We start from the raw sequence: 13,855 nt of genomic DNA, 5'->3' as shown, positions 1-13,855 counted from the left end.
CCTGTTGTGATTGAGATCAATCGAATGGCCTCAGCGCCTAGCCCGATGCGCGCGCGACGCCAAGGTGAAAAGGCGCTCACCGTTTGACTTGCGCGGCGCCGGGCCGCAACGGTTGGGATATGAACGTCGTGATCGAAGCATTAGTCAAAGCGTTTCGCCAATTGAGCGACCGCGCAGTGCTGTCGATCTTGTTCAAATCGATGTTGGTGACACTGTTCGTCTTCATCTGCGCGGGTGTGGCGGTGTATTACGGCCTCATCTGGGTCGGCACGTCTTACGCGGGAGACAGCAGCGGCTTTGCCGAAGCCGCTTTGGCCGTGATCATTGCGGGCTTGGCGTTTTGGTTTCTGTTCCGGGTCGTTGCCGTGGGCGTTTTGCAGTTCTTTGCCGATGAGGTGGTCGCCGCTGTGGAAGCCCGACATTATCCCGATCTGGCCAAACGCGCGCAGCCTTTGCCGTTTCGCCGGGATCTCTCCAATTCATTGCGCGGGATGGGCCGCACGATAGGCGCGAACCTTTTGGCATTGCCGGTGGCTGGCCTGTTGCTGGTCACAGGGATTGGCCCTGCCATTGTCTTTCTAGCGGTGAATGCGTGGCTGTTGGGAAGAGAGCTGACCGATATGGCCTGGCTGCGTCATTGCGGGGATCGCGAAGCGGACAATCCTGTGCCTCGATTTCAACGGGTGACATTGGGCGCGATTGTAGCGGGGGTCATGGTGATCCCATTTGCCAACTTGATCGGCCCGATCGTCGGCGCCGCCGCCGGAACCCATTTGGCGCATCACGCTATGTCGGCTAAGCGCTCAAACGACGAAAGGGGGGACACAGCGTGAAGGCATTTTCAACATACGGAACGATAGTCGGCGCGGCGTTGCTGGTTTCGGCTTGTTCCAGCGGGTCCAACGGGGCTCTCGCATCGTCAACCGCGTCTGTTCCACAAACGGGAACAGGCTTTCGCGCCCCTCAAATCATGCGCAATGCCGGGCTCGACAGTGTGATCGGTGAACGCGCCACCACCCTATCCCGGCGGTTCGGCGATGCCCGCATCGATCTGGTCGAAGGAGATGCGCGCAAACTGCAATATGCATCCGATCGCTGCATCCTCGATATTTTCCTCTATCCGCTTCAGGCAAATGCCGACCCGGTCGCCACCCATGTCGAAGCGCGCAACCGCAATGGTGGAGCAGAAACCGACAGAGCCGGTTGCATTGCTGAGGTTGAACGCGCCGCGACGACCCGCTGACGCGGGAATACGTTGGCCAAGACCGGCGAGGCGTCCGATGGTAACCCGGTCTTAAGCACATTGTGCGATGCCTTTGATCGTATCAAAGGGGCTTTAAAGCACATGACAACGCATTTCACGGATCTGGCACAGCGCGCTGCTGCGGATGGACAAATCACCTCGCAAGAAATCCTCGCGCTGCGGCGTCAGGGTTGGGGCGATGGGATCATCACACGCGAAGAGGCAGAAGCTCTGTTTGCGGTGAACAATTCGATTGAAACGCGCGACGATGAATGGTGCGATTTCTTTGTCGAGGCGATCGGAGAATTCGTTCTCAATGGCACGCCCCCGCGCCTGCAATGCAGCGCAGAGGAAGCGGAATGGTTGATTGCACAGGTCGATCATGATGGCGTTGTTGATAGCTTCGTTGAACTCGAAGCTATCGTCCGGATTATCGAACGCGCAGAAAACGTCACCACCGGGTTGAAAGATTATGTGGTGGCTCAGATCGAACGCGAAGTGTTGTCAGGCACCGGTCCTACGCGCCATGGCGGCGATCTATCGGCAACCCATATCTCTTCCGCCGAAGCGCGCATTTTGCGCCGCGTCGTATTTGCCAGCGGCGGATACGGTCCAGCAGCGGTCAACCGGTTCGAAGCCGAAATGCTGTTCCGCTTAAAGGACGCGACTCTAAGCGACGAAAACGCGCCCGAATGGGACGACCTGTTTCTCGATGGGGTCAGCAACTATCTCAAGGGTTTCGCCCTAAAAAACGCCCAACTAGATCATGGTCGCGCGATAGAATTGCAGGAATTTGTCGCCGACAACAAAGCCAATGTCGGCCGTTTCTTTGGTAAGATGGTCAAAGAGGCTCCGCATGTTCGCAACCACTTTGGCAAAGTGTTCGGCAAACGCGATTCAGGACCAACTTTCACCGAACAAGCGACCGCTGGCGAAGAAGTTACCGATCAAGAGCAGGAATGGCTCGACGCGATGATCGAATCCGATGGTGAGGTCGATGACCTTGAACGTCGGTTGATCGCGCGGATCATCGAAGAAGGCGAATAAGGGATAACCCCTTAAACCATAAAGCTTTCACCGCACCCGCACGCGCCCTTTGCGTTCGGATTTTCGAAAACGAATCCGGCGGTGAAATCATCTTCGCGCCAATCCATGGTCGAACCGACCAGATAGAGCACGCTCGCCCCGTCAATGTAGAACAGGCCGCCAGGTGTTTCGATTTTCTCGTCGAATTTGGCTTCTTCGGTCACGTAATCGACCGAATAAGCAAGACCCGAACAACCGCGACGCGGTGTTGAAAGTTTAACACCGATGGCGTCGTCGGGCGCTTGGCTCATCAAATGAGCAATGCGGTCTTCGGCTCCGCTGGTCAGAACGACCGCTGCTGGCAATTTGCGGGTCTTTGTTTCCGTGCTCATCACAACATCCCCAATTCAAGCCGCGCTTCGTCGGACATTTTCTCTGGGCTCCATGGCGGATCCCAGACCAAATCCACCTCAGCATCGCGAATTCCCGGCACAGAAGATGCGCGCAATTCCACCTCGCCGGGCATTGTTTCGGCCACCGGGCAATGCGGCGTGGTCAAAGTCATAGTGATCGTTGCATCGCATTCATCATCGACTTCGACGCCATAAATCAGGCCCAGATCGTAAATGTTGACCGGGATCTCCGGGTCAAAAATCTCTTTCAACGCGTCCACGACGGCGGTTTGCAGGTCACTGCCCGCGTCGCCAACAGCGTCTTGGGCCGGCTTTTGATGCAGAAACCCGTCGAGATAGTCGCGCGTGCGCGGCGTCTCTTGTGACGTTTCCAAAGCCGTTTCATCCGTGTCGATCACGTCCGAAACCCGCGCACGCGGCGGTTTTTGAGTGGTCGTGTCATCGTTGGGCGTCGTCATACCTTACGTGCCTTTTCCAAAAATCATCCGCGTGCGGGCAATGCCTTTAAGCAACGCGTCGACATCGTCTTGGGTCGAATACAATCCGAAGCTCGCCCGTGCCGTTGCCGGAACGCCGAGATAGTCCATCAATGGCTGTGCGCAATGGTGACCCGCGCGGATCGCCACATTGGATTCGTCCAAAATTGTCCCAAGATCGTGAGGGTGAATGCCATCAATCGCAAAACTGACGATGCCAGCGCTGTCCACTGGCCCAAACACGGTCACATCGTTCATGGCTGTCAATTCGCGACGCAAATGGGCGACCAGTTCTGCTTCGGCTGCGTGCATAGTCGCCAAACCGATATTGGAAACATAATCGACCCCCGCCGCAAACGCGATTGCCTCGGTGATGGCGGGGGTGCCCGCTTCAAAACGTTGCGGCGCAGAATTGTAGGTCGTTTTTTCGAAGGTGACGCGATCGATCATCGCGCCGCCACCTTCCCAAGCCGGCATGGATTCCAACAATGCGTGCGGCGCCCAAAGCGCCCCAATGCCGGTTGGCCCGTACAATTTATGCGCGCTAAACACATAGAAATCACAGCCCAATGCTGCGACATCCACGGGCATATGCGGAACAGCCTGACACCCATCGAGCAAAAGCTTCGCCCCAACCTTATGCGCCATTGCGGCGGCACGCGGCGCGTCCAGAACACTGCCCAAAACGTTGGAGACATGCGCGAAAGCGACCAGTTTATGCTGCGCGGTCATCATCAATTCGGCGGCGTCTAAGTCGATCTGATGGTCATCGGTTAGCGGTACGACATCGATGTGCGCGCCGGTCTGCTGCGCGATCATTTGCCAAGGCACGATGTTGGAGTGATGTTCAAGCTGGGAAAGCATAATGCGATCACCGGCTTTCAAATTGGCCCGACCCCAACTGTTTGCGACCAAATTGATCGCTTCGGTGGCGCCGCGGGTGAAGACGATTTCATCTTCATTGCCGCCCACAAAGGCGGCGATGGTCCGCCGGGCCGCTTCATAAGCGAGCGTCATTTCGGCGGAGCGAGAATACACACCGCGATGCACCGTTGCGTAATCTTCGCCCATAGCGCGCGCCATCGCTTCGATTACGGCGCGCGGCTTTTGCGACGTGGCCGCCGTGTCCAAGTAATGCCAATCGGCACCATCGCTGGTTTTCAGGCCCGGAAAATCGGCCCTTAGATCGGCGCGCAGTTCGCGGTTTAGGGCGGCGGGCGCGTTCACAGAGTGGCTCCCTCCAACGCTTTTAGAGCTGCGTTGAGCAGGTCGGCGCGGGTATGCTCGTCGTTCAATTCGACAAAGGCATCACCCAAGAACGCCTGAACCAACAATCGTTGGGCAAGCTCCGGCGAGAGGCCGCGTGCAGCCATGTAAAACCGCGCGGCCTCATCCAGTTGCCCTACGGTCGCGCCGTGTGCGCATTTCACGTCATCGGCGAAGATTTCAAGTTGTGGCACGGCGTTGGCGCTCGCGCCTGCTTCCAAAAGCAAGCCTTTGAAATCTTGTGCAGCATCAGTTTTCTGTGCGTCACGCGCGACCTTGATCTCGCCAAGGAAGTTGCCGGTGCCAGTCCCCCAATGGACGCTGCGAACGGTTTGGTTGCTGGTGCCGTTAGGCGCGCCGTGCACCGTGGTGGTCACAAATTCGCGGATGGCATCGCCGCCACCGATTGTGACACCGCCAAATTCAAAATGCGCGCCTTCGCCCAATGTTACTTCGACTTCGAGGCGGGTGAAATCGTGACCTGTATTGGTGGCGAACAATTCCGCGCGCGCACCCGCACCCACCGTCAAACGAATGCGGTGCAATTCGGGTTCATCGCTGCCCACAACCAAGGTTTCGCGCCATGTGTCGCCATCGGCAATCTTAACGTCGCGCCATTGATCAAGCGCGGCGGCACCAAGGCGCGCCAACGCGTCGACATCGGCGTAACGCCAGCCTTCATCACGGCGCGTCGGTAGCGCGGTGGTCTCAGGCATCGGCCATCACCGCATCGTAACCTTCGTCTTCAAGACGCAAGGCCAATTCGGGACCGCCGGTTTGAACAATGCGACCCCCGGCAAGGATGCTAACCCGGTCGGGCTTCACCACATCGAGGAGACGTTGATAGTGCGTGATCAAAAGCACACCCTTATCCGGCGCGCGCATGATCGCATTGATCCCATCGCCCACCACACGCAGCGCATCGATATCAAGCCCGCTATCGGTTTCATCGAGGACCGCAAAGCTAGGGTCGAGAATGCCCATTTGGACCATCTCTGCCCGCTTTTTCTCACCGCCGGAAAATCCGACATTCACTTGCCGCTTGAGCATTTCCATATCGAGTTTGAGCAGGCCCGCTTTTTCCTTGGCGAGTTTTAGAAACTCACCGCCCGAAAGCGGTTCTTCGCCGCGATACTTGCGCTGTGCGTTGGCGGCTTCGCGAAGGAATTGGACGTTGGAAACACCGGGGATTTCAACCGGGTATTGAAACCCTAGGAACAAACCGGTCGCCGCGCGTTCATGCGGGTCGAGGTCGAAAAGATCGGTGCCTTTGAACACAACCGATCCGCCCGTCACTTCGTAATCCGGCTTGCCGCCCAACACATTGGCCAGCGTAGATTTGCCCGCGCCGTTTGGCCCCATGATGGCGTGTACTTCACCAGCGGCAACCTCAAGACTCAAACCTTTGAGGATAGCCTTGCCGCCGATTTCGGCGTGCAGATCGTTAATCGTTAGCACCAGGTGCTCCTGTGTTTTCGCCAGTGTCGGCGTCTAGATTTTGTTCGTCTTCGCGCAGAGAGCGTTCTTGCAAGGCGGCTTCGGCGGCGGCGGCGGTTGCGTCGGTGCGCGCCTTGACCACGGATGCATCAAGCAGTTCGAGGACCAGACCTTTGGGCCGCTCTTCTTCGTAGGTTTCACGCGCCGCTTGGGCGGTGCGCATAAGAAAGGTGAATTGTTGGTCGAGATCGGCGCCGCGCGCGATGTGGATGCGTCCGGCGTGTTCAAAGATTAGGCGAACATCGGTGGAGGTGAAGTCGGAGTAGCCGGTGCGCGTGGCCAATGCCGAATTGGCGGCGTTCTGCGCATCAGTGGATTCGGCGTCGCAACGCGGCACATCGGCGCGATGTTGCTCTTCGAAATTGGCCTCACCGGTGACCCGGCGCATCTGGCTGGTCAAACACCGCCGATAATCTTCGACAAAGGGTTGGATCAGCCGCGGATATTCCAACGTCCATGTTTCTGGCGCGTCGTTTTCGATTGCCATGGGTGCTTGGCCAACGCCCTGCAGCATGATCATAGGGGCAATTATCAAAGAAATGCTGGTCATTGTTTCAGTCTCTTGAGCCAGTGTTTGAACGTGTGCCTGAGTTCGAATTGTCGCGGCTTTGATGCCGTCTTTTGTTTTTATCGTCGATGCGCATACGCATGCCGAGCGTGATCCGTTCCAGAACCGCGTCCATATTTTCCATGATATCCGCCGCCTTGATCCGCATCACCCGGATGCCAACCGCCTCAAGGCTTTTGTCACGCCGTTTGGAGAGGGTTTCATCCTCGCCCTCTTCCTCAACCATGATCGCCATGCCCAGATTGTGGCAGTTAAAGTCCACGATGGCAGAGCCAACCACGGCAAAGCGTTTGAAGGTGTAACGGCCCAAATTGGCGCCTGCGAATTTGTCGGCCAACGCCTTGTGAGCGGGCGAGGCAAAGCGCTTCATTTCCCGCGCGCGGTCGTGCAATTCATCGAGCCGCTTGTCCGAGATTTTCCAACCGCGGCCCTTTTTGTTGAGGGCTTCGGGGTCAATGGCTTCATCCGAAGGCGGGCGCAGGTTTAGGGTTTTGCGGTCAGTCATTTGTTGCTCGGGACAGACGGAAATGGTTCGCTGAGTTTAGCGAAGAAACGCCAGCAAATATCAAAATGAGAAATGCCAGAACCGTCTCGTTGCCGATTTTACTAAGGCCGCTCAAAAGCGAAAAGCCGCCGAGAATGAGCCATCCAAGACTCCAAAGCACGTTCTTGTTTCCAAAATGCTCCATCACCCCACACTCCCCTCAAGAGAGATCGCCAGCAGCTTCTGCGCCTCGACGGCAAATTCCATCGGCAGCTCTTTCAAAACATCCTTGGCAAAGCCGTTGACGATCAGCGCCACGGCCTCTTCCTCGTCCAGCCCGCGTTGCTGGGCGTAGAACATTTGCTCGTCAGAAATCTTAGATGTCGTGGCCTCGTGCTCAATCTGAGCGCCGGGGTTCTTCACCTCGATATAGGGCACCGTGTGCGCTCCGCATTCATTGCCGAGCAGCAGGCTGTCGCATTGCGTGAAATTGCGCACCCCTTCGGCTTTCGGGCCGACGCGTACCATGCCGCGATAGGTGTTGTTCGATTTGCCCGCGCTGATCCCTTTGGAGATGATGGTGGAGCGCGACCCGCGCCCGTTGTGGATCATCTTGGTCCCGGTGTCGGCCTGTTGGTGGTTGTTGGTCACCGCCACCGAATAAAACTCGCCCACACTGTCTTCGCCGTTGAGGACACAGCTTGGATATTTCCATGTGACAGCCGATCCGGTTTCCACCTGAGTCCAGCTGATCTTGGACCGGTCGCCTTGGCAAAGGCCGCGCTTGGTCACGAAATTGTAGATCCCGCCAACGCCTTCGCTGTTGCCGGGATACCAGTTTTGCACGGTCGAATATTTGATCTCGGCGTCTTCCATCGCGACCAATTCAACGACGGCGGCGTGCAGTTGGTTTTCATCGCGCATCGGCGCGGTGCAGCCTTCGAGGTAAGAGACGTAAGATCCCTTCTCTGCGATGATCAACGTGCGTTCAAACTGGCCCGTATTCTCTGCGTTGATCCGGAAATAGGTCGACAACTCCATCGGGCAACGCACGCCTTCAGGGATGTAAACAAAGGTGCCGTCCGAAAAGACCGCCGCGTTGAGGCAGGCGAAGTAATTGTCGCGTGTCGGCACGACCCGGCCCAGCCACTTTTTCACCAGTTCGGGATATTCTTTGATCGCCTCTGAGATCGAACGGAAGATGACGCCCGCCCGCATCAACTCTTCGCGGAAGGAGGTTGCAACGCTGACGCTGTCAAACACGGCGTCCACGGCGACTTTCTTTGCGCCCTTTACCCCGGCCAGCACTTCCTGCTCACCCAGAGGAATGCCCAGCTTGTCATAAACACGCTTAATCTCTGGATCGAGATCGTCGAGCGAATCCAGCTCAATCTTCTTGGTCGGCGCCGCGTAGTAATACGCGTCTTGGTAATCAATTTTGGGATAGCCGACTTTGGCCCAATCGGGCTCTTCGAGTGTCTGCCAAATGCGGAACGCTTTCAACCGCCAATCCAGCATCCATTCCGGTTCGCCCTTTTTTCCCGAGATAAACCGGACCGTGTCTTCATTCAGCCCTTTTTCCGCAAATTCGGTTTCAATGTCCGATGACCAACCGTGTTCGTATTCCGCAGCGGCGGCGGCGGCATCCTTTGCGTCTTGATCCATTTCTGGCTGAAGGTCGAGATTGTCGGTCATGCCGCGTGCTCTTTAACTGGAGGGGTGTTGGTGGTCGGGGAAGAATGGCGCAGATAATCGAGAGTGATCTCGGCCAAAGCCCCGCGCATTTTTTCGTTTATGATGGGCCAATGGGGTTTCATCGAACACCCCGCTTCGTGGTCGCATACGCCCTCTTCGATGCAAGCCGTTAGGGCGATTGGGCCTTCGACCGCTTCGACAATATCCGCGACCGTGATTGCGGCCGCCGGTCGACCAAGTTGAAGTCCGCCGCCGGCCCCGCGCACAGATCGCAACAGTCCCGCGCTGGTCATTTTGGAGACCAACCTTTGAACGGTGGGAACAGGCAGGCCCGTTTCGCTCGCCAGTTCGGCAGCGCTGACCCGGCCATCGCCGCAATGCGCGGCGGCCTGAACCATCGTGATGACGGCGTAATCGGCAAGGTTGGAAAGACGCATGAGCTCTTGAAAAATCCGGTTGTTGCGAACGGTTCTTAAATCGGACTGAATCAGTCGGATTTCAAATACGCGCGGATCGCTCCGATTTCAAGCGTCGAGTGCCCCGCTACGGGGTTGCCGCCCTAAATTGACAGTCCGCACGACCGGAATTGCGCGTCTTGATCGCGGCTTTTCAACCGCAGTAATTGCGGATCTCCCGAATTCTATGCGGTTGATCGTCGCGGCCGATCGAACCCCGCCGCATGGGAAGGGACGGGTTGGGACGGTGCAGTCGACCCGGTGCGACCCATCGGCCAAACCGCCTCCAGCGCCTTTGCGTCAGGCCCTGCGGAATCGCCATTCGGCGCTTCCTTGTCCTGCGCATACCGACCTCTCGCCATAACGCCTTGTGCCACCGCGACACCCGGCCCCTAGCGAGCATTGGGGGAGGTGGTTCAACCGCCGCGCTGGCCTTCCACCCACTTCATCACGTTCTCTTCCATGATCGACAACGGCACCGGGCCGCTGGTCAAGATCGAATCGTGAAATCCGCGAATGTCAAAATCATCACCCAACTCAGCACGGGCCTGCGCGCGCAGCTCCATGATTTTGAGTTTGCCGATCATATAGGCCGTCGCTTGTCCCGGGGTGGTGATGTAGCGTTCGATCGCTTTGACGATATCGCCTTGTGGGTTGGGCGTGTTGGTGGCGAGGTAATCGATCGCCTCTTCGCGCGTCCAACGTTTGGAATGGATGCCGGTGTCGACAACCAAACGGCAAGCCCGCCACAACTCCATGCCCAATCGGCCAAAATCGGAATATGGGTCGGTGTAGAATCCCATGTCCTTGCCCAATTCCTCAGAATAAAGGCCCCACCCTTCGGAATAGGCGGTGACGCCGCCAAACCGCCGGAACGCGGGCAAATCGCCCAATTGCGTCTGGATCGACAATTGCAAGTGGTGGCCCGGAAGCCCTTCGTGATAGGCAAGCGCCTCAAGCTCATTCTTCGACATATCGCGAAGATTGTAGAGGTTCACATAGTAGGTGCCCGGGCGCGAACCATCGGGCGCAGGTCGCTGATAGAACGCCTTGCCAGCGCTGCGTTCTCGGAAAGCTTCGACCGGTTTGATCGTCAGCGGATCTGTTGGCAGCACACCGAAGAATTCCGGCATCCGTTCGCCCAAACGGTCTATCGCGGCCTCCGCATCGGCGACATATTCTTCGCGGCTGGTGTAGAAAAACTGATCATCGGTGCGGGTGAATTCAAAGAAGTCTTGCAAGCTGCCTTCAAAGCCAACCTGCGCCATGATCGCGCGCATCTCACCATGGATGCGTTCCACTTCGCGCAGGCCGATATTGTGGATTTCATCGGCAGACAGATCCGTTGTCGTGTAGCTGCGAAGCAGCGCCGCGTAATATTGTTCGCCCTCTGGCAGACGCCAGATGCCGTCATCGGTTGGCGCGATGGCCTGTTGTCGCTGCATTTCGGCAAGCAAGCGGCGATAGCCAGGCAATGCAGACGAATTCCATGCCTCTGTTGCCATCTCCAACAACGCAATCGTTTCGCTCGCTTCACCTTCGGTTCCGTCCGGGTTGGGCAGAGCGGGGGTCAAAGGTGCCAATTTGGCGTCAAAGTCATTGAGAATCGCGTTGTTGTCGCCCGACGCGATCAACGCCTCGAGATCAGCGATAACATAGGGGTAAACCCAATCGGGCGGCATCACGCCGTTGTCGGCCCGCTCACGCGCTTCCGTAATCAACGCGTCCAGTTGAGGCCCTATCCCCTCGATCCGCGAAACATAGGCTTCGGCGTCTTCAAAGCTGCTGACCCGGTGGATGTTGATCAGGAACGCTGGAATATTCGTGTGTGCGCCACGGCGATGATCGAACAGGAAACCGTATTCGCGGAACGGATAAAGCGATGCACGGCGTTCTGCGAGCAATTCAAACAGGCGATAGGACAGCGCATCCTGTTCCGACAATGCGCCCAGATCGTAGTCGGCCCGCATGGCCGCGACTGTGTCTTGCATCAGCCGGAATTGTCTTTCATCCGCTTCGTCAGAAACCTCATTCCAACGCCCGTAATCCTCGTCTCTGATCCCGCGATACGATTTGCTGATCGGTGACAGAGATAGATTGGCGCGGTCATAGTCTTCAAAGACCTGGGCCAATGATGCCTGATTGGATTGGGCAGGCTCTGCGACGCTCGCGCTTGCTGGGGTTGATGCGGCGACAATGGGATCGGCCGACATTCCCGAACATCCGGACAGAGCCAAGGCCGCGATCGAAGTGGAAATCAGGCTGAAGCGGGGTGCCGAAATGCGTCGCATAGTGGTCCTCAAGATAGTTGGTGTTGTCTCTTCAAAACGATGCGCGTCGGGTTTGGTGCCCAAGCGCAATCCTTGGCGGATCGAATTACGAGCCGAGCTCGCGAAGGTTTTTGGGGGCAATCATCTCCGAAAGATAGGGGCTATCCGGGTCGCGCAATCGCGCTGGGGTCCGCCCTACAAACCGATTGATCTCCCTAATCATATGCGATTGGTCAAAGAATGCGTCGCCCAATTCCGCTTCGAATTCGGGCGTGAGTTGAGGGAATGACAACAGCGCCGCCGCGCGCAAGGCGCGATATTTGCGCGCCAAAGCTTGCGGTGAAAGACCAAAATACCGCTCCGTCAAACGTTGGACCTGTCGTTCGGAGTAAGCGGCCCGATCCAACAGATCGGCAAGGTCCGGGTTCAACGATGATCCCAACCATGTGTTCACCACTTTGATCAATTCGGCATGGCGCGAATTGATCGGTTTCACCATTTCGCCGATAAATTCGCTCAACGCATGGGCGCATTCCCGCCCGCTCAATGTGCCCGCGCGATATTGCGCGTTCAAATCATTGCCCAACGCCGCAAATTTCTCCCCAAGGATCTCGCGCCCGTCGCGCAATCGATCGCGATGTTCGCCCGCATGCAATCCTGTCAGCGACGCCCAACCAAGCGGGGTTAGCGCGGCACCAACGACATGGAACGGCCCATCGACAATGATCGGGTTCGCCGTGGATAGCGGCGTCATTACGGCCACTTCGTGGTTGGGATCGCAGTGACCGGCGCGAAACTGCATCTCGCCCTTGCCATGCGGGAAAATCGCGACGTGCCCGACAGAAGCCGGTTGAATGTCGCGGATTTTCGCTTCGTCGCAGCGAAAATGATAAAGGGTGGTGACGTAATCGCTAATCGCTGCGGGTGGAGCGATGTAGTCGACGGTGATGAGCGAGCTTTCGGTAAGCTCATAGCCCAAATCATCCGATTCTACGCCGTACTCAGCATTAAATGAGTCTTGAAATTCAACCATCATGTGCGCCCCGTTGGATCGCATCTAACCGCACATGATCGGATTTAACACCATAATTTTTGCCAAAAAAAGGGCGACTCCATCAAAGGAGCCGCCCATTTGAGTTGAGGAACTCTTCGCATCGCTGCTCCGAGCCCTTCGGGTCGCAAGAAGTGTCTAGCCGGGCACCGGAACAAAGAATTGTATGCAAACGACAAGCTGAGAAAACGCCATATCGGGGACATTTTCCGCAGCTTTTTTGGCCAAAATGCGCCGTTTTCCCTCGGGCGCTCGACAAATCGCCCTTTTTATTGCTTAGGCGGGACCGATGACCATTAGGCCCAAATTCTTCGATCTCGTCCGACCAGCGATTTTTGCCTTGGATTCGGAAACCGGACACCGTTTGGCAATTTCGGCGCTCAAGACGCTTCCCAAACGCAGATCCATGTTCAAATCGTCCCTTTGCGGCGCGCAAGGGCCGCTGGCCATCAATGTTGCCGGTTTGTCATTCCCCAACCCGGTTGGAGTTGCAGCCGGGTTCGATAAAGATGCCGAAGTGCCCGATGCATTGCTGCGGCTTGGATTTGGCTTCACCGAGGTCGGCTCCATCACGCCGCGACCGCAGGCCGGCAATCCCAAACCGCGCCTGTTCCGGCTTGTCGAGGACAAAGCGGTTATCAACCGGATGGGGTTCAACAATGCCGGCGCATCGGCCGCTTTGGACCGGCTAAAAGCCCGCCAGAATGGGCGAAAAGCGCCTGGTGGAATCGTAGGTGTGAATATCGGCGCCAACAAAGATTCCGACGATCGGATCGCCGATTACGCGTATATGGCCCGCACAATGACCCCATGGGCCAATTACCTCGCGGTCAACATCTCCAGCCCCAACACGCCGGGCCTGCGCGCATTGCAGGATGAGAGCGCGTTGACCGGTTTGATTGACGCCGTGATTGAAGCCCGCGCCGAAGGCGGCACCGCAATGAAGGAAGTCGGCGCGGACCGCGCCTTGCCGCCGATCTTTCTAAAGGTCGCCCCCGATCTGGAACAGGCCGATATTGATGCAATTGCGCGCATCGCGCTGGATAAAAAACTGGATGCATTGATCGTGTCCAACACCACCATTTCGCGGCCCGAACTGCGATCGCACCACGCAGGTCAAACGGGCGGATTGTCGGGCGATCCATTGCGGATCCTAGCGCTGCAACGGGTCCGTGACTTTCGCAAGGCGACCGGCGGAGCGATACCTCTGGTCGGCGTCGGTGGAATTGCCACGGCCGATCACGCGTGGGAACGCATCAAAGCCGGGGCAAGCTTGGTCCAATTGTATTCCGCCATGGTCTATCACGGGCCCGGTTTGGGCGCCCAAATCGCCGGTGGTCTTGAACGATTAATGAAGCGCGATGGCTTTGCGAGCATTGCAGAGGCGGTTGGAAGCGAATAGCGAGCATAT

General features: G+C 57.3%; 15 protein-coding genes. 4 read left to right on the top strand and 11 right to left on the bottom strand.

From position 1 onward, the window contains the following. The first annotated feature begins 119 nt into the window (after window positions 1-119). The 3 genes from BQ8290_RS09600 to BQ8290_RS09590 all read left to right on the top strand — a co-directional run bounded on the left by BQ8290_RS09600 (window position 120) and on the right by BQ8290_RS09590 (window position 2,290). Window positions 120-833 carry an EI24 domain-containing protein gene (locus BQ8290_RS09600; protein WP_108789654.1) on the top strand — a complete coding sequence of 238 codons (714 nt, stop codon included), beginning with the start codon at window positions 120-122 and terminating at the stop codon, window positions 831-833. Beyond that, entirely contained in the window at window positions 830-1,243 is a 414-nt protein-coding gene (locus BQ8290_RS09595) for a hypothetical protein (protein WP_108789652.1), read from the top strand. Before BQ8290_RS09600 ends, BQ8290_RS09595 begins: the two co-directional genes overlap by 4 nt. A 102-nt stretch (window positions 1,244-1,345) precedes the next feature. Then, window positions 1,346-2,290, top strand: coding sequence for a hypothetical protein (locus BQ8290_RS09590; protein WP_108789650.1), 945 nt, complete (start codon window positions 1,346-1,348; stop codon window positions 2,288-2,290). Window positions 2,291-2,301: 11 nt separating this feature from the next. On the opposite strand, the gene BQ8290_RS09585 is transcribed toward BQ8290_RS09590, so the two are convergent. From BQ8290_RS09585 to BQ8290_RS09530, 11 genes are all read right to left on the bottom strand, one after another. After that, a complete protein-coding gene (locus BQ8290_RS09585) occupies window positions 2,302-2,661 on the bottom strand; it encodes an iron-sulfur cluster assembly accessory protein (RefSeq protein ID WP_108789648.1) in 360 nt (119 codons plus the stop codon). Continuing rightward, window positions 2,661-3,140 carry an SUF system Fe-S cluster assembly protein gene (locus BQ8290_RS09580; RefSeq protein ID WP_108789646.1) on the bottom strand — a complete coding sequence of 160 codons (480 nt, stop codon included), beginning with the start codon at window positions 3,138-3,140 and terminating at the stop codon, window positions 2,661-2,663. Before BQ8290_RS09580 ends, BQ8290_RS09585 begins: the two co-directional genes overlap by 1 nt. A gap of 3 nt (window positions 3,141-3,143) precedes the next feature. Further along, window positions 3,144-4,385, bottom strand: coding sequence for a SufS family cysteine desulfurase (locus tag BQ8290_RS09575; protein WP_108789644.1), 1,242 nt, complete (start codon window positions 4,383-4,385; stop codon window positions 3,144-3,146). After that, a complete protein-coding gene (locus tag BQ8290_RS09570) occupies window positions 4,382-5,140 on the bottom strand; it encodes a SufD family Fe-S cluster assembly protein (RefSeq protein ID WP_108789642.1) in 759 nt (252 codons plus the stop codon). Before BQ8290_RS09570 ends, BQ8290_RS09575 begins: the two co-directional genes overlap by 4 nt. Continuing rightward, window positions 5,133-5,882, bottom strand: coding sequence for a Fe-S cluster assembly ATPase SufC (gene sufC, locus BQ8290_RS09565; protein WP_108789640.1), 750 nt, complete (start codon window positions 5,880-5,882; stop codon window positions 5,133-5,135). The genes BQ8290_RS09570 and sufC overlap by 8 nt, the downstream gene beginning before the upstream one ends. Further along, window positions 5,869-6,471: a hypothetical protein gene (locus BQ8290_RS09560; protein ID WP_337661282.1), complete on the bottom strand. Its 603-nt coding sequence runs from the start codon at window positions 6,469-6,471 to the stop codon at window positions 5,869-5,871. Before BQ8290_RS09560 ends, sufC begins: the two co-directional genes overlap by 14 nt. Window positions 6,472-6,475: 4 nt before the next feature. Next, complete coding sequence (locus BQ8290_RS09555) at window positions 6,476-6,994, bottom strand: DUF559 domain-containing protein (protein WP_108789636.1); 519 nt, start codon at window positions 6,992-6,994, stop codon at window positions 6,476-6,478. Between the two features lie 183 nt (window positions 6,995-7,177). Next, entirely contained in the window at window positions 7,178-8,668 is a 1,491-nt protein-coding gene (sufB, locus tag BQ8290_RS09545; protein WP_108789633.1) for a Fe-S cluster assembly protein SufB, read from the bottom strand. Beyond that, a complete protein-coding gene (locus BQ8290_RS09540; RefSeq protein ID WP_108789631.1) occupies window positions 8,665-9,105 on the bottom strand; it encodes an SUF system Fe-S cluster assembly regulator in 441 nt (146 codons plus the stop codon). The genes sufB and BQ8290_RS09540 overlap by 4 nt, the downstream gene beginning before the upstream one ends. Before the next feature lie 434 nt (window positions 9,106-9,539). Beyond that, window positions 9,540-11,414, bottom strand: coding sequence for a DUF885 domain-containing protein (locus BQ8290_RS09535; RefSeq protein WP_337661281.1), 1,875 nt, complete (start codon window positions 11,412-11,414; stop codon window positions 9,540-9,542). A gap of 85 nt (window positions 11,415-11,499) precedes the next feature. Next, window positions 11,500-12,429 carry a helix-turn-helix domain-containing protein gene (locus BQ8290_RS09530; protein ID WP_337661280.1) on the bottom strand — a complete coding sequence of 310 codons (930 nt, stop codon included), beginning with the start codon at window positions 12,427-12,429 and terminating at the stop codon, window positions 11,500-11,502. Between the two features lie 304 nt (window positions 12,430-12,733). On the opposite strand from BQ8290_RS09530, the gene BQ8290_RS09525 reads away from it, so the two are divergent. Next, window positions 12,734-13,846, top strand: a complete 1,113-nt coding sequence (locus BQ8290_RS09525) for a quinone-dependent dihydroorotate dehydrogenase (RefSeq protein ID WP_108789627.1) — start codon at window positions 12,734-12,736, stop codon at window positions 13,844-13,846. Window positions 13,847-13,855 lie beyond the last annotated feature (9 nt).

This window comes from Erythrobacter sp. Alg231-14, from assembly GCF_900149685.1.
GTDB lineage: Bacteria > Pseudomonadota > Alphaproteobacteria > Sphingomonadales > Sphingomonadaceae > Erythrobacter.
The sequence above is the reverse complement of the archived record's forward strand: the minus strand, read 5'-3'. Positions and strand labels throughout refer to the sequence as shown.